At 70.8% G+C, this 21,322-nt stretch carries 16 protein-coding genes; 4 read left to right on the plus strand and 12 right to left on the minus strand.

The window, feature by feature from the left end; all coding sequences use genetic code 11:
- Positions 1-44: 44 nt before the first annotated feature.
- The 9 genes from bcsA to AC1PME_RS17685 all read right to left on the minus strand — a co-directional run bounded on the left by bcsA (position 45) and on the right by AC1PME_RS17685 (position 10,996).
- On the minus strand, positions 45-2,195 hold the full coding sequence (gene bcsA, locus AC1PME_RS17645) for a UDP-forming cellulose synthase catalytic subunit (protein WP_254459141.1): 2,151 nt from the start codon (positions 2,193-2,195) through the stop codon (positions 45-47).
- A 95-nt stretch (positions 2,196-2,290) separates the two neighbouring features.
- Positions 2,291-2,671, minus strand: a complete 381-nt coding sequence (locus tag AC1PME_RS17650; protein ID WP_481096561.1) for a hypothetical protein — start codon at positions 2,669-2,671, stop codon at positions 2,291-2,293.
- 47 nt (positions 2,672-2,718) lie between these two features.
- Positions 2,719-3,177: a cellulose biosynthesis protein BcsD gene (bcsD, locus tag AC1PME_RS17655; RefSeq protein ID WP_307552406.1), complete on the minus strand. Its 459-nt coding sequence runs from the start codon at positions 3,175-3,177 to the stop codon at positions 2,719-2,721.
- A gap of 222 nt (positions 3,178-3,399) precedes the next feature.
- Positions 3,400-4,584 carry a nicotinate phosphoribosyltransferase gene (gene pncB, locus AC1PME_RS17660; RefSeq protein ID WP_481096562.1) on the minus strand — a complete coding sequence of 395 codons (1,185 nt, stop codon included), beginning with the start codon at positions 4,582-4,584 and terminating at the stop codon, positions 3,400-3,402.
- A gap of 113 nt (positions 4,585-4,697) precedes the next feature.
- Complete coding sequence (locus tag AC1PME_RS17665; RefSeq protein ID WP_481096563.1) at positions 4,698-5,672, minus strand: glycoside hydrolase family 113; 975 nt, start codon at positions 5,670-5,672, stop codon at positions 4,698-4,700.
- Entirely contained in the window at positions 5,654-7,168 is a 1,515-nt protein-coding gene (locus AC1PME_RS17670; RefSeq protein WP_481096564.1) for a hypothetical protein, read from the minus strand. The genes AC1PME_RS17665 and AC1PME_RS17670 overlap by 19 nt, the downstream gene beginning before the upstream one ends.
- A complete protein-coding gene (locus AC1PME_RS17675; RefSeq protein ID WP_481096565.1) occupies positions 7,116-9,047 on the minus strand; it encodes a glycosyltransferase family 2 protein in 1,932 nt (643 codons plus the stop codon). Before AC1PME_RS17675 ends, AC1PME_RS17670 begins: the two co-directional genes overlap by 53 nt.
- 2 nt (positions 9,048-9,049) lie before the next feature.
- Positions 9,050-10,000: a hypothetical protein gene (locus AC1PME_RS17680; RefSeq protein WP_254459147.1), complete on the minus strand. Its 951-nt coding sequence runs from the start codon at positions 9,998-10,000 to the stop codon at positions 9,050-9,052.
- A 150-nt stretch (positions 10,001-10,150) separates the two neighbouring features.
- Positions 10,151-10,996: a glycosyltransferase family 2 protein gene (locus AC1PME_RS17685; RefSeq protein WP_254459148.1), complete on the minus strand. Its 846-nt coding sequence runs from the start codon at positions 10,994-10,996 to the stop codon at positions 10,151-10,153.
- Between the two features lie 418 nt (positions 10,997-11,414).
- Here AC1PME_RS17685 and AC1PME_RS17690 point away from each other — a divergent pair, with 418 nt between their 5' ends.
- The 4 genes from AC1PME_RS17690 (at position 11,415) to AC1PME_RS17705 (ending at position 16,829) form a co-directional block, all read left to right on the plus strand.
- Positions 11,415-12,566 carry a phosphotransferase enzyme family protein gene (locus AC1PME_RS17690; RefSeq protein WP_481096566.1) on the plus strand — a complete coding sequence of 384 codons (1,152 nt, stop codon included), beginning with the start codon at positions 11,415-11,417 and terminating at the stop codon, positions 12,564-12,566.
- Positions 12,567-12,673: 107 nt separating this feature from the next.
- Positions 12,674-14,854 carry a TonB-dependent siderophore receptor gene (locus AC1PME_RS17695; RefSeq protein WP_481096567.1) on the plus strand — a complete coding sequence of 727 codons (2,181 nt, stop codon included), beginning with the start codon at positions 12,674-12,676 and terminating at the stop codon, positions 14,852-14,854.
- A gap of 512 nt (positions 14,855-15,366) precedes the next feature.
- Entirely contained in the window at positions 15,367-15,939 is a 573-nt protein-coding gene (gene pnuC, locus AC1PME_RS17700) for a nicotinamide riboside transporter PnuC (protein WP_307552417.1), read from the plus strand.
- 158 nt (positions 15,940-16,097) lie between these two features.
- Entirely contained in the window at positions 16,098-16,829 is a 732-nt protein-coding gene (locus AC1PME_RS17705; RefSeq protein ID WP_481096568.1) for a UTRA domain-containing protein, read from the plus strand.
- 544 nt (positions 16,830-17,373) lie between these two features.
- Here AC1PME_RS17705 and AC1PME_RS17710 read toward each other — a convergent pair.
- Genes AC1PME_RS17710 through xpsN form a run of 3 tightly spaced genes read right to left on the minus strand, consistent with a single transcriptional unit; the run spans position 17,374 to position 21,300 of the window.
- Positions 17,374-18,207, minus strand: a complete 834-nt coding sequence (locus AC1PME_RS17710; protein WP_307552421.1) for a glycosyltransferase — start codon at positions 18,205-18,207, stop codon at positions 17,374-17,376.
- A 4-nt stretch (positions 18,208-18,211) separates the two neighbouring features.
- Complete coding sequence (gene gspD, locus AC1PME_RS17715) at positions 18,212-20,515, minus strand: type II secretion system secretin GspD (protein ID WP_307552423.1); 2,304 nt, start codon at positions 20,513-20,515, stop codon at positions 18,212-18,214.
- An 11-nt stretch (positions 20,516-20,526) separates the two neighbouring features.
- Positions 20,527-21,300, minus strand: coding sequence for a type II secretion system protein XpsN (gene xpsN / locus AC1PME_RS17720; protein ID WP_254459155.1), 774 nt, complete (start codon positions 21,298-21,300; stop codon positions 20,527-20,529).
- Between the last annotated feature and the right edge of the window lie 22 nt (positions 21,301-21,322).

A 21,322-nucleotide genomic window follows, 5' to 3' on the forward strand; every position in this document is an offset into this window, starting at 1 on the left:
GGAAGTGAAAGAGAAGAAGCAACGCAACACAGCGGGGCGGCGACTCATGGCGCGGCCTCCTCGCCGGCCGCGCGACCGCGCCAGCCGCTGCGCGCGCTGCTGCCGATGTGCTGGCCGAGGCGCCGGAAGCCGCGCATGCTGGCCGCGAACACGCGCCCCAGCGACACCCAGAAGCGGTCGCGGTCGTGGCGGCCCCACTGCGACACCCAGATGTCGGCGCGGGCGAAGGTGCAGGCCACCAGCCAGCGCTCCTGCTCGATCGACATCGGCCGGAACTGGATGCTGATTTCGCCGTCGCGGTCGTGGCGCACCATCGCCGGCAGGCGCTTGGCGCTGCCGCGCTGCGGCAGTTCGATCTCCACCGGCATGTCCGGCTCCACCGGCACCGGCGCGAGCAGGCGCAGGGCCATGCCGCCGGTGGAGAAGTTGACCGTGCGGCAGGCCAGTTCGCGCCCGTCGGCCAGGTGCAGGCTGGCCGGGATGTCCAGCGGCACGCGGTGCGAACGGCGCACCTGGCGCATCTCGCTGGCGGTGGCGATGGTGGCGCCGAGCAGCAGCACGTTGTACGCGGTCCAGGCCAGGTTGAACCAGATGGTCTGCTCCTCGCCGCCGGCCTGCACGCTGAGCAGGCGCATCACCCCGGCGGCCAGGCCGGCCAGGTTGAGCACCAGCAGGAACAGGTACGGCTTGGCGATCTGCCCGTCGAAGTAGCTGCGCGGCACCAGGCCGCCCTTGGGGGTGACGTTGAACTTGCCGAGCTTGGGATTGAACAGCGCCACCAGCGTCGGGCGCAGGATGTACCAGGCCAGGGTGGTCTCGTAGACCTCGTTCCACAACAGATGGCGGAACTTGCCCTGGGTGCGCAGGTTGGTCAGGTTGGCCTGCAGGATGTGCGGCAGCGCGTAGGCCAGGATCATCAGCGCCGAGGCGTGGATCACGTGCGCGCCGAAGAACAGGAAGGCCAGCGGCGCGGTGAGGTAGACGATGCGCGGCAGCCCGTAGAAGAAGTGCAGCATCGCGTTGGCGTAGCACAGCCGCTGCGACAGGCGCAGGCCCTTGCCCAGCAGCGGGTTGTCCAGCCGCGCGATCTGCGCCATGCCGCGCGCCCAGCGGATGCGCTGGGCGACGTGGCCGGACAGGCTCTCGGTGGCCAGGCCGGCGGCCTGCGGCACCGCGATGTAGGCGCTGCGATAGCCGCGGCGGTGCAGCTTCAGCGCGGTGTGCGCGTCCTCGGTGACGGTCTCCACCGCCACCCCGCCCACTTCCTCCAGCGGCTTGCGCTTGATCACCGCGCACGAGCCGCAGAAGAACGTGGCGTCCCACTGGTCGTTGCCGTCCTGCAGCAGGCCGTAGAACAGCTCGCCCTCGTTGGGCACCTTGCCGTGGTTGCCGAGATTGCGCTCGAACGGATCGGCGGAGAAGAAGTAGTGCGGCATCTGCACCACCGCCAGCTTCGGGTCGCGCAGGAACCAGCCCATCGCCACCTGCAGGAACGAGCGCGTGGGGATGTGGTCGCAGTCGAAGATCGCCACGTAGTCGCCGCTGGACTTCTTCAGCGCGGCGTTGATGTTGCCGGCCTTGGCGTGGAAGTTGTTGGTGCGGGTGACGTAGTGGATGCCGGCCTGCTCGCAGAACGCGCGGAATTCCTCGCGGCGGCCGTCGTCGAGCAGGTAGATGTTGAGCTTGTCGGCCGGCCAGTCCATCACGCTGGCGGCGAGGATGGTCGAGCGCACCACCGACAGCGGTTCGTTGTAGGTGGGAATGAACAGGTCGACGCTGGGCCATTCGCGCTGGTCGGCCGGCAGCGGCAGCGGCCGCCGGTTGAGCGGCCACAGCACCTGGAAGTAGCCCAGCGCCAGGATCACGAACGCGTACAGCTCAGCCAGCAGCAGGCCCAGGCCCAGGCTCAGGTCGACGGGACTGCTCATGCCCACGGTCTGGGTCAGGCGCCACCAGATGTAGCGCGAGGACACCGCCAGCGACAGCGCCATCATCACCAGGATCGCCAGGCGGCTGCCGCTGCGCCGCAGCAGCATCGCCGCGGCGAACACCACCAGCGAGAACAGCAGCTGCTGCGGCACATCCATCGGGATGGCCACGACGAAGACCAGCGACACGGCGCCCAGCAGCCACAGCGACCAGGTGGCCAGGACATGCAGCGGGCGCGCGGCATGCGACGCGGAGGCAGCGCTCATCGGAGGTTCCTAACAAAGAGGAGTGAGGTCGGCGCGCGGTCTCCCCACCGCGCGGCAACGGCAATCAGGTGCGGCGCCCCAAGCGCCGCGCGACGTCAGCGGTTCTGGAAACGCTTGAGCGGGCCGCCCGGCGCCGGCACGGCCGCCTCGCGACCGGCCTCGAGCAGGCGCTGGAACAGCTGCTGCAACGGCGTCCCCGTGCCCATGCCCGCGGTAGCGGCGACCGGCGCGGGCGCCACCGGCACGGCAGGCGCGACCGGCGCCACCGGCGCCACCGGCAGCGGCGCGGCCGGCCTGGGCTCGACCGGGGCCCGCACCACCGACAGCACCGGCGCCGGCGCGGCCGACTCCACCGCGCTGAGCCGGGTGGCGGAGAAATCCTGGTAGGCGGTGGCACCGCTGCTGCCGAGCTTGGCGAACAGGCTGGAGACGTCGTCGCCGGTTTCGGCACCCATCTGCTTGGATTTCTTGGACATGACTCCCCTCATGACGATCTGAAATTGGTTGGTCCTTGCTGCTGCGCTCAGCCGACCCGGGTCAGCACGAAGCGACGCAGATCCTCGTTCGCAGACGACAACGCACGCACGCACAGCCCGGCCGACATGCCGACCTGCACGAACCATGCCTGATACACCCCTTCCATGAATCCGTCGGCGCCGGTGGCCTGCCCGGCCAGGCCGATGTGCAGCGGCGAACCGGCGTGCAGCAGGTCGACGCGGTCGGCCTGCTCCTCGAACCGCACATAGCCCCATTCCAGGCGGTCCCAGATACGGTTGGCCGCCTCCTCCAGGTCCTGCAGGGTGGCGCAGGCGCCGACCGGGTGTTCGGCGGCGAAGCGACGGCCGATCCGCGCCATCAGCAACGCCAGGTCCTCGGCACCCAGTTCCGCGGCGAATTCCTCGGCCAGCGCGTGCAGGAAGCCCCGCCACTGCCGCGAACAGGCGTGGGTGCGGTAATGGGTCTGCAACGCGTGAGCGCTCATCGAGGAGGTCTCTGACCAAGGGCGGGACGACAATGGCGTGGCGGCGGCAACGCTTGCTGGCGACAGTGTGCCGGCCGTCACTATTGCGACACAGTTCTCACTTTCTCTCGCAGTTTATCGCACGGTTGCGTCGCAGCAAAGCCCTCCCGCGCCGCGCGTCGCGTCCGGTCCCCGGCGACGCCAAGGGGCCCCTGCCCGGCCTCGGCCGGGCGAGTCGGCGACTCAATCCTGGGCCTCGACCGGGGCCTGGAACACCTGGCGCAGGTAGGTCAGGTAGGCCGGGTCGTCGCACAGGGTCTTGCCGGGCGAGTCGCTGAGCTTGGCCACCGGCTGGCCGTTGCAGCGGACCATCTTGATCACGATCTGCAGCGGCACCAGGCCCAGGTCGTTGGTCAGGTGCGTGCCGACGCCGAACGCCAGCATACAGCGGTCGCGGAAATGCGCGTACAGCCGCATCACCTTGTCGATGTCCAGGCCGTCGCTGAACACCAGGATCTTGCTGCGCGGATCCACCCGATGCCGCTGCAGGTGCGCCAGCACCCGCTCGCCCCACTCGAACGGGTCGCCGGAATCGTGGCGCATGCCGTCGAACAGCTTGCAGAAGTACAGATCGAAATCGCGCAGGAACGCATCCAGGCCGACCACGTCCGACAGCGCGATACCGAGATCGCCGCGATACTCGCGCGCCCACGATTCCAGCGCCGCCGCCTGCGAGTCGCGCAACCGCGGCCCCAGCGCCTGGAACGCCTGCAGGTACTCGTGGGCCATGGTGCCCAGCGGGGTCAGCCCGTAGCGGCGGGCGAAGTGCACGTTGCTGGTGCCGACGAACTGCTTGCCCAGCGTCTGCTGCAGCACCGGCAGCAGTTCGCCGTGCCAGGCCCGCGAATAGCGGCGGCGGGTGCCGTAGTCGGCGATGGCGCAACCGTCGTAGCCGGGGGTATCGCGCAGCAGGGCGATCTTGGCCTGCAGGCGGCGCAGGCCTTCGGCATGCTCGGCGCCGCCGGCGTTGCGGAACCACACCTCGTTGATGATCGCCAGCAGCGGCACCTCGAACAGGATGGTGTGCAGCCATGGCCCGCGGATGCGCAGTTCGATCTCGCCGGGCACCGTGGCCGAGGCCTGCAGGTGCAGATACTTGCGGTCCAGGTGGAACAGCGCCAGGAAATCGGCGAAGTCCGGCTTGATGAAGCGCATCGCGCGCAGGTAGTCCAGCTCGTCCTCGCGGAAGCGCAGCGCACACAGCGCGTCGATCTCCTCCGAGATCTGCGGCAGGTACTGCGCCAGGTCGATGCCCGGGGTGCGGCACTTGAAGCGGTACTCCACCTGCGCGCCGGGGTGCTGATGCAGCACCGCCTGCATCATGGTGAACTTGTAGAGGTCGGTGTCCAGCAACGAATCGATGATCATCGGGCGATTATGCGCCCGGCGGGTTGCAGGTTCGGTCTGCGTGCGGTGCTCGTCGGCGCGGCTGCAGCCGCGCCGACGAAACGCGATCGGAAGCGCGCTGCGCCGCGCGCGCCTCAGCGCTTGAGCACCGCCTGCGCCGGCTTGTGCTGCACGGTGAAATCGCTGTCGTCGGCGCCGCCGGCGTCCGGATCGGTGTACCAGCACCACAGCGCGATGCCGGCGATGCGCGACTGTGTATCGAGCACGTCGCGCCATTCGCGCAGCACCTGCGCCTGCAACGCGGTGTCGACCTCGGCGCTGCGCTGCTCCGGGCTTTCCCACGGCGCGGCGAGGCTGCCGTGCGCCGAGCGCAATCCCAGTTCGGCCACCCACACCGGGCGGCCGCTGCGCTCGCCCAGCGCCTGCACCCGCGCCGCGGCCGCGCGCATCTGCGCCAGGCGCTGCGCCGGCGCCGCGGCCAGCGCCGGATACAGGCTGGTGCCGACGAAATCGAAGCGGTCCCAGTAGCCGAAGCGCTCGGCCTGCTCCAGGCCGTCGGCGACGTAGCCGATCGGGCCGCGATAGACCTGGCGCACCGCCGCCAGCAGCGCCGGCCATTGCGGCGCATCCTGCAGCTGGCGCAGTTCGGTGCCGACGATCAGCGCGCTGGCGCGCTCCTCGGCGGCGACCTGGGCCAGTTGCAGCAGCGCGCGCCGGTAGCCGGCGAACCAGGCGTCGCGATCGGCCGGCGCGGCCTCGCCGGCCCAGTGCCCGGGAATCCACAGGTGCACCTTCAGCACCGGCTGCAGGCCGGCCGCGTGCATCTGCCGCAGTCCGGCGCGGACCAGCGCCGGACTGCTGTCGCTGCCCAGCACCGGCGCCGAGGACTGCGGCGTCGCCTGCCAGACGAAGGCGACCAGCAACGCGCGGGTGGCGCCGGCATCGGCCAGTTGCCGCAGCGAGCGCTGCGCCGCCGCGCTGCCCCACGGCGCCTCGGGCGAAACCTTGACGTTGGCGCCCAGCCACGGCGGCGCCGGCGCCGCGCTGCAGCCGCCGGCGCTCAGCGCCAGCAGCAGTGCGGCCAGCAGTCTCACGGCGATCGGCGCCATACCCGGTAGATGCCCTGTCGGTAGACCAGACTGTAACCCGGCAGGCCCTGCTGCCATAGCTGCGGGAAGCGCCGGTTGAGGCTGTCCAGGGCGCCGGTCTGGCTGGCCGGATCGCTCACCACCACCTGCGCCGGCATCCGCCGCGGATCCACCAGCGCCTGCTTGAAGCGCGGATCGAACGGCAGGATCAGTTGCTTGGCGTCGCCACGGGCGACGATCACCGGATAACTGGCGCGGTCGTCGAGCAGGGTCGGCAGGCGCGCCTCGGCCAGCCACGCCCCCAGCCGCGCGGCGTCGGCATGGCGCGCCGGCGCCGGCGCCTGCAACGCGCCGATCCAGTCGCGGGTGGTGGGGGTGGCGGTGCGCGCGATCACCCAGCCGCTGGAGACCGCGCCAGCCAGCAGCAGGACCAGGCCCAGCCAGCGGACGTTGTGGCGCAGGTCGCCCAGCACCAGCGCCACCGGCACCAGCAGCAGGGCCAGGAAGTCCAGCGGCTGCGCGCTGAAGCGCGCCCAGGTCGCCAGCGTGCCGGCGCCGATCACGGTGGCGATGGCGGCCAGCACGCAGCGCCAGGTGGTGCGGCTGCGGGTGTGCCACGTCAGCAGCAACAGCGGCGCGCTGACCACACCGGCCAGCAGCAGCCACAGCGGCGGCCACCACGGCCGCGCCGCGGCCTGCTGCAGCCACGGCTGCAACGCCGCCTGCGCGTAGATGCCGCGGAAGGCGGAGTTGGCGTCGCGCACGAACAGCAGCGGGTCGCCGAAGAACATGTAGTTGAGGTACATCCACGCCCCCACCGCGAACAGGAACGGCAGGTAGCACACCAGGTAGAAGGCCAGCGGCGCCTGCCGCATCAGCCGCGGCGGCGCGATCAGGAACAGCCACGGCGCCAATGCCACGGCCAGGAAGCAGGCGCGCTCGTCGACGAAGAACAGCAGGCACAGGCTCGCGGCCAGGCGCAGGTAGGCGAAGGCCTCCGGATCGTCGCGGACGTGGCGCAGCGCGCGCGCGGCCACGTAGAACACCAGCAGGCCCAGGCCCTGGTTGTTGCCGGACAGCGTCGGCCACAGGAAGAACGGCTGCAGCACCAGTCCCGCGCTCAGCGCCCAGGCCCAGCCGCGGCCCAGGCCGGCGGCGATGTCGCGCCACAACAGGGTCACCAGCGTCGCCCCGGCCAGCACGTCGACCAGGTACGGCAACAGCGGCGTGGACAGGCCCGGCAGGCCGCCGATCAGCACGCCCAGGTACAGCGAGGCCTGCGCGTACAGGAAGCCCAGGTACTCGATGCGGAAGCCGGCCGCGTCGCGCAACAGCAGCAGCTTGGCGTACTGCGCCATCGCGTCGTCGCTCATGTAACCGTGCGCGAGCAGCCGGTGGCACAGCAGCGCCAGCAGCGCCGCGGTGAGCACGAACACCGCGGTGCCGCGCGCGCGCGGCGCCGCGTCAGTCGTCGAGTGCGGCGCGGCGCTCTTCGGCCATGTGCTTGCTGATGCCATGGGTGGTCTTTTCCCAGTAGAACGGGTTGCGGATGAGCTGCCACAAGCCCTTGTAGGCGGCGATGGACTGCAGCAGCCAGTACAGCGGCACGGTCAGCGCGTAGGGCGCCAGGCGGAAGTAGTCGCGCTTGAACGCCGCCACCAGGGTCATGTAGATCAGGAAGCCGTTGCCGAGCAGCAGGTTGAGCAGGCTCAGGTACAGCAGCGCCGGCGGGAAGAACGGATCGAAGAACTTCGAGCCCACCGCCAGCCACAGCCCGTAGCTCAGCCACATCAGCGGCGCGGCCAGCGCGGTGAAGAAGGTGCCGCCGACGAACAGCTGGAAGCCCCAGAACCCGCGCACGCCGGTGGAGCGGTACAGCTGCACCGGGTTGCGCATGTGCACCAGCCAGGTCTGCATGTAGCCCTTGAGCCAGCGCGAACGCTGCCGGATCCAGTTGGGGATGCTGACGTTGGCTTCCTCGAACGTGGTCGAGTTGACCACGCTGACCCGGTAGCCTTGCTGGGTCAGGCGCACGCCCAGGTCGGCGTCCTCGGTGACGTTGTACGGATCCCAGGCATGGACCTTGCGCAGGATGTCCAGGCGGAAGTGGTTGGAGGTGCCGCCGAGCGGAATCGGGATGCGCAGGGTCTCCAACGCCGGCAGGTAGAAGTCGAACCACAACGTGTATTCCAGCGTGAACATGCGCGTGAGCCAGTTCTCGTCGGCGTTGTAGTAGTTCAGCCGCGCCTGGATGCAGGCCACGTCGGCCGGCGACTTGCGGAACGCGGCGACCACGCGCTTGAGCTGGTCCGGCTCCGGCTTGTCCTCGGCGTCGTAGATGGTGAGCATCTGCCCGCGGGCGAAGCGCAACGCGTAGTTGCAGGCCTTGGGCTTGGTCTTGGGCTGCGACGGCGGCACCCGGATGATCTCGAAGAACGCCTCCAGGCCCAGCGCCTTGGCCGCCTCGATGGTCTCGGTGTCGTCGGCCTCCAGCACCAGCTTCACGTCCAGCTTGGAGGTCGGGTAGTCGAGCCGGCGCAGCGCGTTGGCCAGGATCGGCAGCACGTCCGGTTCCTTGTACATCGGCACCAGCACCGTGTAGACCGGCAGGTCCTCGTCGCCGAGCGCGGCCACTTCCTCGTCGCTGACCTTGATGTCGATGCGGCGCCGCGCGCCGCGCCAGGCCAGCACCAGCTTCAACCCGAAGGTGGCCAGAAACGCCACCGCGATCAGCGTGTTGAGCGCGATCAGGGTGAACAGCGGCCACAGCGCCAGGGCCGCGGCCAGCACCACGGTCAGCGCCACCAGGAAGGCGGACTGCGCGCGGGTGATCACCTGCCGCGCCGAGTGCTCCGGCGCATGTTCGGCCAGCAGGTTCAGCGCGTCGTGGGTGAGCAGCGCGTCGGCGTGCTGCTGCAGGCTCCAGACGATGTCGAACTTGGAGGTGCCGACGAAGCGCACCTGCTCGCCGTAGGTGGCGCGCGCCCAGGCGAAGATGTCCGGGCCGGGATCGGCCACCGCCAGCACCAGTTGGCCGTCCTCCTCGCGCCACGGCAGCACCAGGCGCTGCGCGTAGTCGGCCAACCGCTCCGGCTGGAACAGCGCCGGGTCGATCGGCTGCTTGAGCAGATTGACGAAGTTCAGCCCGAAATGCTGTGCCAGCACCGTGTAGAAGCGCAGCGCGACGACGCCGCGCTGGGCCAGCACCACGTCGCCCAACCGCGAGCGCCAGCGCGCCTGCAGGGACAGCGCGTTCTGCAGTTGCGGCGGGTCGATCACCCCCGCGGCGACCAGCGCCTCGCCGATCGGCGCCTGCAGGCCGCCATTGGTCGGCAGCCGCCCGAGCCGGCCGGGGACGCTCGCCTCGGCGGCAACGCGCTGGTGATTCCCGGACACGGCTAGAACCGCCACCAGGCGGCCACGAACGGACCGCCGGCGCCGCCGGTATTGCGTCCGGCCACCGGCTGCTGGTAGCCGAGCTGCAGCTGCGTGCCGCCGGGCAGCGTGTACAGCACCGAGGCCTGCAGCTTGCTGAAGTCGAAGTTGTTGCCGCGGATCGGCGTGTTGTCGCCGGGCGCGTAGATCCGGTTCGGCCCCTTGCCGTTGCCCAGGCTCTGGATCACGTTGAACTCGCCGATCAGCATCCAGCGCGGCGCCAGCGCCAGGCCGCTGGACACGTCCAGCCGCGCCTCGTCGGAGGCGTCGCCGCCGCGCAGGCGCACCGCCGTGCCCAGATCGACATAGCCGTCGTGCTCGCCCAGGCGGTAGCCGCGGCCGACGCTGTAGCGCAGCTCGGCACCGTAGTCGCCCTGCCCCAGCGCCGGCCGCGCGCTGTCGCGCTGGCGCGCGTAGCCGGGCACCAGCGCCAGCACCTGCAGCGCGCCCTGCCAAGGGCCATCGCCGCCGTCGGGGTCGAGCCGGTAGCGCAGGCCGACTTCCTGGTCGGACCAGCCGCTGCTGTGGCGGTCGCCGTAGCCGCTGTCGTTGCGGTAGCCGACCTTGCTGAAATAGAAGTTGCCGACCAGGGTCAGATCCGCGCTCAGCGCGTACTCGCCGTAGAGATTGAGCTGGTCCTGGCGGCTGCGCCCGGCATCGGGGAAGTTGCCGCGCTGGCCGTGGCTGTTGAACACCGCGCCGCCATCGGTATGGCTGGCCTTGAGGATCACCAGCCCGTGGCCGGCCTCGTCGACCCAGGCGCTGGCGCCGCAGGGACCGGCCGCCAGCGCGAGCAGCGCCAGCGCCAGCCGCGCGCGGCGCGCAGGCGACGCGCGACCGGCAGCGGGCATGGACACAGCGGACGCGCAGCCGCGCGCGTGGGTGCGCGAGCGCACGCCGTCGGAATCATGCATGGTTGAGTTCCTGGTGGGGTCCCCTGAACCAGAGAGCAGGCACAGTGCAGGGGGAATCGGCGGAACACGTCATTTGTTAAGTGACGTACTTCGCAATATAGCGATTTTCTGCTGCCATGCCGCCCGCGCGCGCAACGCGGCGGATTTCGTTCAGCCTGGACGGCGCCAGCACAGCCGGGCGAAGGTGACCCAGGCATGCAGCCAGATCACCGCCCAGACCGCCGCACGCACCGGCCAGGTCCGGCTCGGCGCCTCGAACTTGCGGAAGTAGCGCCACAGGCCGCGGTGCTTGTGCCACTCCACGAACCACGGCCGCTTGCGGCTGGACACGCCGCGCATGTGCAGCACGCGCAGGCTGTTCAGCACCGCCACCGTGGCCCCGGCCTGGCGTACCCGGCGGCACAGGTCCAGGTCCTCGGCGTGCAGCCGGTAGCCGGCGTCCCAGCCGCCGATGCGCGCGAACAGCGCGCGCGGCAACAGCATCAGCGCACCGGACAGCGCCGGCACCGGCTGCAGCGGCTGCGCCGGGTCGGCGGCCAGCGCCAGCCGCGAGCCGGCCAGCGGATGCCGCAGCATCGCCGCGAAGTCCGGGTCGCGGCGGCGCACCGCGGCGTCGGCGCGGCCCTGTTCGTCGACCTGCTCCACGCCCAGCAGCGCCTCGCCGAGCGCGGCGGCCTGCGCGCGCAGCTGCGCCAGGGTCTGCGGCTCGACCATCAGGTCGGGATTGACGAAGGCCAGCCACGGCGCATCGCTGGCCGCGGCGCCCTGGTTGCAGGCGGTGGCGAAGCCGGGATTGTCGGGATTGGCGATGAAGCGCACCCGCGCATCGTCCAGCGCATGCCGCTGCACCACCGCCAGGGTGTCGTCGCGCGAGGCGTTGTCGACCACCCGGATCTGCGCCACCTCGGCCGCCGCGCGCAGCCGCTGCAGACAGGCATCGATGGTGCTGCCGCTCTCGTAGGTCACCACCACCACGGCTATCTGCTGTTCGCTCATCCGCCGATTATCCCGCATGCGCCGCCTGCCACGCGCGGCGGGCATGGCGGCGGCGGCGATTGCCGCGCATACTCTGCGCCCCGTGCGCTGCGCGGCCGCCTGCGGCCCGTGCGTGCGGGAGACGGAGCGATCCGTGTCCTTTCCTTCGCCCAGTGCAGATGCCGGCCAGCGTTGTTTCCTGTCCCAGGCTGCCGCCCCACCCCGCAGACCGCGCGCGCCGCCTGAGCCCGCGCGCATGCCGAGACGCCGGCGGCGCCACCGTCCCCGTCCCCGATCGCGCGACCGGGCCCTGCCCCAGGCCCGCCTACTCCTGGTCTAGACCAATCCCTGGCGATGGCCGCGCCGCGGCGCGCGACCGGTCACGCCTGCGGCCACCGACGTGGCACGCCGAGTCGGGTCTGCGCAACAAGGCGTGCGCATGAGCGTTCGCCACCAGATGCACGGTATGGGCACGCAGACCGTGGTCGCCGACTGGCCGCCGCTGTCCGAGGGCGAGGTGGAAGCGCTGCTGCGGCAGTACGCCCTGCCCGGCCACCTGCACGCAGTGCGCTGGCACAGCCCGCGCCCGTTCTCCGCGGCGGCGGAGGTCGCGACCGCCGCCGGCACGCTGTTCGTCAAGCGCCACCATCGCCGCGTGCGCGACCTGCGTGCGCTGGGCGAAGAGCACGCCTTCATCGCCCACCTGCACGCGCAGGGCGTGCCGGTGCCGGACGTGCTGCGCGACCGCGACGGCGCCAGCGCGGTGCGACGGGGCCACTGGACCTACGAAGTGCTGCGCGCCGGCGACGGCGAGGATCGCTACCGCGAGGCGACGTCGTGGACGCCGTTCGCCGACACCGCCCATGCCGCGGCCGCCGGCCGCGCGCTGGCGGCGCTGCACCGCGCCGCCGCCGGCTACGCCGCACCGCCGCGCGGCACCACCGTGCTGGTCGCCAACCTGCGCCTGTTCGTCCAACCGCAGCCCCTGCAGGCGCTGCGACAGGACCTGCCGCGACGCCCGGCGCTGGCCGCGTGGCTGCAGCGGCGCGACTGGCAGGACGACCTGCGCGCGCACCTGCTGCCCTGGCACGCGCAGGCCTGGCCATTGCTGCAGACGCCGCCGCCGGCGCTGTGGACGCATGGCGACTGGCACGCCTCCAACCTGCTGTGGCGCGGCCACGGCGCCGCCAGCACGGTCAGCACGGTGTTCGACTTCGGCCTGGCCGACCGCACGTTCGCCCTGTTCGACCTGGCCACCGCGATCGAACGCAATCTGATCCCGTGGCTGCAGTTGGACGACGGCGGCAGCGCGGCCGCCGAACTCGACCAGCTCGATGCGCTGCTGCACGGCTACGCCACGCTGCTGCCGCTGGACGCGGCGCAGCTGCGATTGCTCGGCGCGCTGCTGCCGCTGGTGCATGCCGATTTCGCGCTCAGCGAGATCGAGTACTTCGCCGGCATCACCGGCTCGGACGCGCACGCCGAGATCGCCTACCGCCGCTACCTGCTCGGCCACGCCGCCTGGTACGGCGAGGGCGAGGGCCAGCGCCTGCTGCGGCACCTGCGGCGCCGCGCCACGGCCGCGCTATGAACCGTCGCATCGACACCGGCACGTCCGCCGGCACGGCTGCCGTGCGCACACCGTGCGGCTGTGCCGCCGCTTTCCCCTTCCGTCCCGTTTCCACGAGGTCGCTCCGCATGCTCCCCACCCGCCGCTTCCCCGCTCCGCACGCGCTCGCGCTGGCCCTGGCCATCGCCCTGCCGCTGCCGGCCCTGGCCGCCGACGATGCACCGGCATCCGCCACTGCGCAGACTCCGGTCGAACTGGACGCGGTCAACGTGCAGGGCCGCCAGCCGCACAACCGCAGCAGCCTCAGCGGCTACGGCGATGCGCCGCTGCTGGACACGCCGATGGCGATCGACACCATCGACCGCACCCAGCTGTCCGACCGCCAGGTGCGCGTACTCAGCGAAGTGCTGCGCGCCGACGCCGCGGTCGGCGACAGCTACGCGCCGATCGGCTACTACGAGAACTTCCTGGTCCGCGGCTATTCGCTGGATGCGGCCAACAGCTACCGCATCAACGGCCTGACCATCGCCGGCGAGCAGAACGTGGCGCTGGAGAACAAGCAGCAGGTGCAGGTGCTCAAGGGCCTGTCCGGGGTGCTGTCCGGCATCACCACCCCGGCCGGCGTGATCGACTACCAGACCAAGCGCCCGCAGCACGTGCGCAGCCTGCTGCTGAGCGGCGACGACGACGGCAGCCGCGGCGCGGCGGTGGACCTGGGCGACTGGTTCGGCAGCGAGCGCCAGGTCGGCCTGCGCGTCAACGCCGCGCACGAGACCCTGCGCAGCTACGTGGATCACGCCGACGGCCACCGCAACTTCCTGTCGCTGGCCGCGGACTGGAACATCGATCCGCAATCGACCCTGCAGCTGGACGTGGAATACCAGGACCGCCAGCAGCGCTCGGTGCCGGGCTACCAGTTGCTCGGCGGCACGCAGCTGCCGAGCGGGGTGTCGGTGCACCGCCTGCTCGCCTACCAGCCGTGGTCCAAGCCGGTCGGCATCGAGGCATTGAATGCGCAGGTGCGTTACGAGTACCGCTTCAATGACGCCTGGACCCTGCACGTGGCCGCGGCGCACAGCCGTGCGCTGATCGACGATTTCTCCAGCTTCGCCTGGGGCTGCTACGGCGCGGCCAGTTGCGCCAGCGACGCGGTGCCCAATCATTTCAGCCGCGAGGGCGACTACGACATCTACGATTACCGCAGCCCCGCCGACAGCCGCCGCAACGACGAACTGCAGGCGATCGCCAGCGGCAGCGCCAGCACCGGCGCGCTGCAGCACCAGTTCCAGGTCGGGGTCGATTCCCTGCATCGCACCATCGACCGCCACGGCTCGATCAACGAAATGATCGGCAGCGGCAACATCGATGCCGATCCGCCGCTGCTGGCGCCGGCCGATGCCACGCTTGGCCCCAAGCGCCGGCGCCTGGACAGCGCACAGGCCGCCCTGCTGGCCAGCGACCGCATCGGCATCGGCGATGCCTGGCAGTTGCTGCTGGGCGCGCGCCAGGTGCGCTACGACGAACGCGCCTGGGACCGCGACGGCACCCTGACCCGGCGCACGCGCCGCTCGGTGCTGCTGCCGCAGGCGGCGCTGCTGTTCAAGCTGCAGCCGTCGCTGTCGCTGTATGCCAGCTTCGCCAAGGGCCTGGCCCCGGGCGGCACCGCGCCGTGGTTCGCCAGCAACGCCGACAGCATCCTCGCCCCCACCAGCGCCTACCAGCGCGAGGCCGGCATGAAGTACGAGCGCGACGGGCTGACCCTGGGCGCGGCGCTGTTCGACATGCGCCAGGCGGACCAGTACGCGCAACCGCAGGCCGACGGCAGCTTCCTGTTCGTGCAGCAGGGCCGCCTGCACAACCGCGGCATCGAACTGTCGGCCGCCGGCACGCCGGGCGCCGGGCTGCACCTGCAGGCCAGCGTCGCCGGCATCCGCGCGCGCGCCGAGGACACCGGCACGCCGGGCGACGAGGGCCACCAGGCGTTGAACGTGCCGCGGGTGCGCGCCAGCGCGCAGGCCACCTGGGACGTGCCCGGCGTCAACGGCCTGGCGCTGCTGGGCGGGGCGCAGTACAGCGGTGCCAAGTACGCCGACCGCGGCGGCCAGGTCGCCGTCGGCGGCTACAGCGTCTACAACCTGGGCGCCCGCTACGCCACCCGGCTGGGCACGGTGCCGACCACGCTGCGGCTGAGCGTGGACAACCTCACCGACAAGCGCTACTGGCGCGACGTCGGCGCCTACGAAGGCGACGACTATCTGTTCCTTGGTGCGCCGCGGACCGCACGACTGGCGCTGCAGTTCGATTTTTGAGGGGCGGGGATTGGGGAGTCGGGAGTGGGGATTCGTAAAAGCCGGAAGCAGACATGGCGCGTTGCCGGTGTGGGAGCGGCTTCCGCCACGACGCGCTACTGCGGACGGGTCGAGGCCGATCCCCACAGTGAGACAAGCTGCTCCTTCAACAAACCCTGTCTTCTTCGCTCGCAAAAATGCCTGACCCTGTTCTCCGGATCCACCATGACTTCATCCATTCGCGCCCCCTCTCGAACACCAGCCACGCCGATGACCGATGTGGCGATCCACTGCCATGCAGCGGAAACGCGCGAAGTGGTGTGCGTTTCGGTGGCGCAATGCGTCGGGACTGAAGTCCCTCCTACACTGCACCCGACAGGCTCGCCGCAAGCCCCTGTGGGAGCGGCTTCAGCCGCGACGCGCTACCGCTGACAGGGCGCGACTGGAGCCGCTCCACGAACGCGCGCAATGCACCGCGCTCGCGAACCACACCCCATCCCGAATCCCCACTCCCCACTCCCGGCCTTCCCCCCATGTCCCCCCTCGAACTTCTCGCCGTGCTGGTCAACGTATTGGGCGTGTGGCTGACCGCGCGGCGGGTGCGTTGGTGCTGGCCGGTCAACGTGGTCGCGGTGCTGCTGTACGCGTGGCTGTTCTATCAGTGGAAGCTGTACTCGGACATGCTGCTGCAGGGCCTGTATGTGGTCCTGCAGGGCTATGGCTGGTGGCGCTGGAGCCAGGGGCTGGGCGAGGACGGCAAGGTCCGGGTCGGGCCGTTGCCGTGGGCCGAAGGCGTGCGCTCGTTGCTGGCCGGCGCCGCCGGCGCGGCGCTGCTGGGCTGGCTGATGCACCGGCACACCGATGCGGCACTGCCGTGGCTGGATGCGGCGCTGTCGGCGTTCAGCGTGGTCGCCAGCGTCTGGGCGGCGCGCAAACGTGTGGCCAGCTGGGGCCTGTGGATCGTGCTGGACTGCGTCTACGTCGGCGTGTTCGTGTACAAGGGCCTGTATCCCACCGCGGCGCTGTACGCCGGATTCGTGGTGCTGGCGGTGTACGGACTGCGCCTGTGGCAGGCCGATCTGCGCCGCGCGCGTGCCGTCGCCTGAGCGCGCTCGGTGCCTAGCGCCTGCGATGCGTGCAGCGGCGCAGCGCGAACCATCGCCGGGTGTGCGGACAGCGCGCAGGAGACGTCCGCGCATCGTCCCCGCCCGCCAGCCGTCGGCGTAGTCTTGTCGGCCACGCTTCGCCACGCCCTGGACTTCGCATGAGCTTCGCCACCGCCGCCGGCTTCGCCCAACGCATCGCCGATGCGCTGCTGGCGCGCATCGCCGCCGGCGAATGGCGGGCGGACCAGCGCCTGCCGGTGGAGCGCGAGCTGGCCGCGCTGTTCGGCTGCACCCGCATCACCTTGCGCGAGGCCCTGCAGCAACTCGAATCGGACGGGCACATCTACCGCGAGAACCGCCGCGGCTGGTTCGTCAGCGCGCCGCGGGTACGCCACGACCCCAACAGCATCGCCGGCTTCATGCAGTACGTGGCCGCGCAGGGCGGCGTCCCGCGCACCGAACTGCTCGCCGCGCAGCGCCAGCCGGCCGGCGCGGCGCTCGCCCGGCACCTGCACCTGGACGATCCTGCGACCGAGGTGTTCGTGCTGCGCCGCCGGCGCTGGATCGGGCGGCGTGCGGTGCTGCTGGAAACCAACGCCATCCTCGCCGCGTGGGCGCCGCGCCTGCTCGAGCACGACCTGGCCGGCTCGCTGAGCGCGGTGCTGACCCAGCGCCTGGGCTTGCGGCAGGCGCGCAGCCGGCTGTCGATGTATCCGGCCACGCTCGACGCCGAGCAGGCCGCGCTGCTGCAATCCACCGCCGGCACGCCCTGCTTCCGCCTGCAGCGCGTCAGCTATGCCGCCGACGGCCGCGCGGTGGAGTTCGATATCGAATCCTGGCGCCACGACGTGCTGGAAGTCTCGGTGGACGTGTACGCGCCGCCGAAATAAGCCGATCTGCGGCGATGTCAACCAGGCACGGGGGTTGTGGGAGTCAACTGTCATGCAACCACGACGAACGGAGTAGGTGGACGATCGGACCTCGGAAGCCGTCGGGACTGGACCCCACAAAAGGGAACGAGATTCCCTCCCACATCGCGCCCGCACACCGATCACCGCCAGTCCCCGCGGGAGTCGCGGTCGCTTGGCTTTGGTTGTTGCTCTTGCCTTGCTTTTGACTTACCGGGTTCCCTTCCGAAGCGGCGGCCAGCGCGGGGAAAAACCCGAAGGGCGGCGCACATGGATGTGCACCGTCCGCGGCAGGGGCAGGATGCTCCTTCCGCGGATCCCCGCGATGGACGCGGACCCGGAGCGCGCAGCGCGGAGGGCGCGAGGCAGGGCGCGCTTGACCAGCCTTCGGCTGTGGTAAAGCGCTTCTTTTGGTTACTTTTCTTTGCGCGAGCAAAGAAAAGTAACTCGCCGTAAGGCGAAAGCTTTGCTCTTGCACTTGTTGTCACCATGGCTGAATGTGGAAGCGACCTCGACACGAGACGCACTAGGCATCGAACAGCGCGCCTTGCGGATCCGGCGGCGGCAAGGTGTCGTACAAGCGCTGGAATTCCTCACGGCAGGCGCGCAAGGGATCGTGCATCAGGAACTCGGCCAGGCGCGCGTGCCAGGCCGGCCAGCGCGTGGCCAGCGCATCCATGTCGCCGTCGGCGGCGCGGCCTTCGCCGCTGCAGGCCACATGCGCGGTCTCGCACAACACGTTGCGCCAGCCGAGCCCGGCCATGCGCAGCGACAGGTCGGTCAGCGCCGCGTACCAGGACCCGTAGCTGCTGGCGTCCAGGCCGCCGGCGCGCTGCCGCGCCACGCCGCGCAGGACCACCGCGTGGCACACCGCCGACGGCAGTTCCGGATGCAGCGGCGGCAACGCCGCGCAGGCCCGCGCCAGGCGCTCGGGATCCTCGGGCAGCGGGTTGATCTCGCCCAGCCGCGGCCACGCACAGGCTTCGCCGGCATTGCTCCACGGCGTGGCGCTGGCGATGGCCGCATCGCGCGCCAGGCAGGCGCTCAGCTGCTGCAGCCAGCCCGGCCCGGGCTGCGCATCGGCGGCCAGCACCGCCACATCGGCATCGCCGCAGGCGCGCAGCATCTCGTCCATATGCGCCACCTCGCCGAGCATGCGCGGCCGCCGCGTGTAGTCGGCCTGCAGGCGCGTGCGCGCCAGCCAGGCCTCGATCACGCGGATGCCGCGCGGGCCGGCCTGCGCATCGTCGGCCAGCCACACGCGGGTACCGGCCGGTGTGTTCTCCTCCAGCGCACCGAGGCAGGCGTCCAGGGCGACGTCGTCGACGCCGACCGCCAGCAGCACGATGGGCAGGCTCACCCGCTTACTTCTTGCCGCGTACCGGCAGCGGCTCCATGGCCTTGAACTTCTGCCCGTACTCGTCGGTGAGATTGCGCGCTTCCTGCGGGTTGCGCACGATCGTCGGGGTCAGCAGCACGATCACTTCGTTGCGGTTCTTCTGCTGGGTCTTCTGTCCGAACAACGCGCCGACCACAGGCAACTTGCTCAGGTACGGCACGCCGCTGCTGCCGTCGGTGGTGCTGTCGTTGATCAGGCCGGCGAGCATGATGGTGTCGCCGCTCTGCACCGCCGCCTCGGTCTTGACCCGGCGGGTGTTGATATCGACGTTGCAGGCCGAGCTGTTGACGATGGTGCTGGAGGACGTACATGCCGTCGGCCGCGCGCCCGGCGTGCTGACCTCTTGCACGATGTCCAGGAACACCATGCCGTCCTTGGTGACCCGCGGGCGCACCTTGAGGATCACGCCGGTGTCGATGTACTGGACCGACGAGTAGCTGGTGTCGGTGCCGATACCCGTGTTGATCGAAGTGGAATTAATCGGAATCCGCGTGCCCACGTTGAGGGTGGCTTCGGCGTTGTTGCGCACGAACACCGACGGGGTCTGCAGCAGCTTGAGGTTGGTGACCTTGTCCAGGGCGGTGATGACCGCCGCAGCATTGGTGCCGAGGAAGGTCCAGCCGAGGCCGCTGCTGCCGGTGATCTTGCCGGCGATATCGCCCCAGATCTTGCGACCGGCCGCGCTGGGCAAGCCTGCGCCCGGGCCGAGGCCGGTGGAATTGGCCACGGTGGAATCGGCGGAGGCGTTGACCGAATTCTCGAAGAACCAGTTCACGCCGTACTGCAGATCGCCGGTCAGGCTGACCTCGGCCACCTGCGCCTCGATGTGCACCTGCATCGGCATCACGTCGAGCTTCTCGACCACGTCGCGGATCGAGCGCCAGGCCTGCGGGGTCGAGCGCACCAGCAAGGTGTTGGTTTCCTCCACCGCCGAGACGCCGACCTTGTCGCCCTGCACTTCCAGGGTCACGCTGCCGTTGCCGGCGGTGCGCGGCGACAGCTGCAGGCTGCCGTTGCCCAGGCCGCCGCCGCTGCTGCCGGAAGAACTGCTCCCGCCCAGGCTGTCGCTACTGCCGCCCAGGCTACCGCCCACGCCGCCGCCCAGGCTGCTGCTGTCGCTGCCGTTGAAGCCGCCCAGGCCGCCGCCGCCGTTCAACTGGCTCATCTGCGAGCCCGGCATCAGCGAGGCGTTGGAATCGCCGCGGTTGCCGCCGCCGGCGCCGAACACTTCGGCCAGGCGGTCGGCCAGGTCCTTGGCCTTGATGTACTTCAGCTCGTAGGAGAACAGCCGCGCGCCGCCGCCGGCGCTGTCGATGCGGTCCAGCCACTCCTGGATCTGGTCCAGGTAGCGCGCCTGCGGGGTGATTACCAGCACCGCGTTGGCGTTCTCCAGCGGCATGAAGCGGAACATGCCGGCGCTGGGGGTCTTGCTGTTCTCGCCGAACACCTTCTCCAGGTCGGCCGCGACCTGCTCGGCCTTGCCGGACTGGATCGGGAACACGCCCACCGACATGCCCGACAACCAGTCGACGTCGAAGATCTGCACCGTGCGCAGGTAGTTCTCCAGTTCGGCGCGGGTGCCGCCCAGGGTGATGACGTTGCGCGAGCTGTCGATGCCGACGATGGCGTTGGGCCGCGCGTACGGCTCCAGCACCTTCTTCATTTCGCTGGCGGAGATGTACTTCAGCGGCACCACCCGCACCTCGAAGCCGCGCGCACTGGCCGGCGAGGCGGTGCTCGGCGCCACCGTGCCGGCCAGGGCCTGGTCGGCGGGGACGATGTTGTAGCGGCCGCCGCTGTAGACCATGCGCGCGTTGTTCCAGCCCAGCACCATCTCCAGCAGGTTCAGCGCCTGCGCCGGCGACACCGGCTTGGGCGTGGCCAGGGTCACCGTGCCCTGCACGCCCGGCGCGATCACGTAGTTCTGCCCGAGCATGTCGCCGAGGATGGCCTTGACCACCGCCTGCAGCGATTCGCCCTCGAAGTTGAAGGTGGCGCTGCCGCTGCTGGCGTTGCCCAGCGACGGCGCCGGCGCGGCGGCGGCCGCGGAGTTGATCATGGTGCCGCTGCCGCGGCGGATCACCGGGGCGGTGCGCTCGGGCAGGGCATTGGGATCGGCCGGGCCGCCCTGGCCGTCGGTCTGGGTACTGCCGGCCGCGCCCACCTGGGGGTTGATCGCGGCGCCGCGACGGATGTCCGGCGAGGGCGTGGTGGCGCAGCCGGCCACCAGGCCGATGGCGAGGAACAGGGAAAACAGACGCGGCGTCATGCGATCACTCTTCAAGGGTTCTGGCCTGATGGGTTGTTCTGGCGCTGTTGCTGCAATTGCCGGCGCCGCGCTTCGATCCGCTCGCGGATCGCCTGCAACTGCTCCGACGACGGCGCCGGGGACGCGGGCTGGGGTGCGGACGGGGTCGGCGCCTGGTTCGGCACCGTGGTGGGGGTGGCCGGGGTCGGCGGACGCTGCATGCCGGCGTTGGGCTGGCCGTTGCCCGCGGCGGCCTGCGGCGGCACCTGCCCGGCGGCCGCGCGCCCGGCCTGGCCGAGCACGGTCGGCGGTTGCCCGCCCTTGCCGTCGAACACCTTCAACTCCAGGGTCTGGGTGCCGCCGGCGCCGCTGACCGTGGCCTGGCGCGGCGCCAGCGACAGCAGCCGCCAGCCCTGCACCGCGTCGCCGCCTTCCTTGAGGCGCAGCGACTCGCCCTGCTCGGTGGTCAGCGTCGCCATCTTGAAGCGGTCGGTGAGCAGCACGCCGGTCAGGCGCACGTTGGGCGCGGCGGCCTGGCCGTTGTCGGCGCTGAGGAAGAACGGATGCGGGCGGCGATCCTCGGCGAACACCGGCCGCGCGGCGATCTCGCCGTACTGCGAGAAATCGCCCAGGCGGTGCGCGGTGGCCGCGGGCAGGCCCGGCAGCCGCTGCAGCATCGACGGATCGTCGGGCAGCGGCGCCACCCGCTCGCCGAGTCCGCCCAGGCCCAGCGCCCAGACCAGCAGGCCCCACAGCGCCAGCGTGCCCAGCCACACGGTGCGCAGGCCCATCGCTTCAATTCGCATGGCGGCCCTCCACCTGTTGCGG

Source organism: Xanthomonas sp. NCPPB 901, assembly GCF_056725085.1.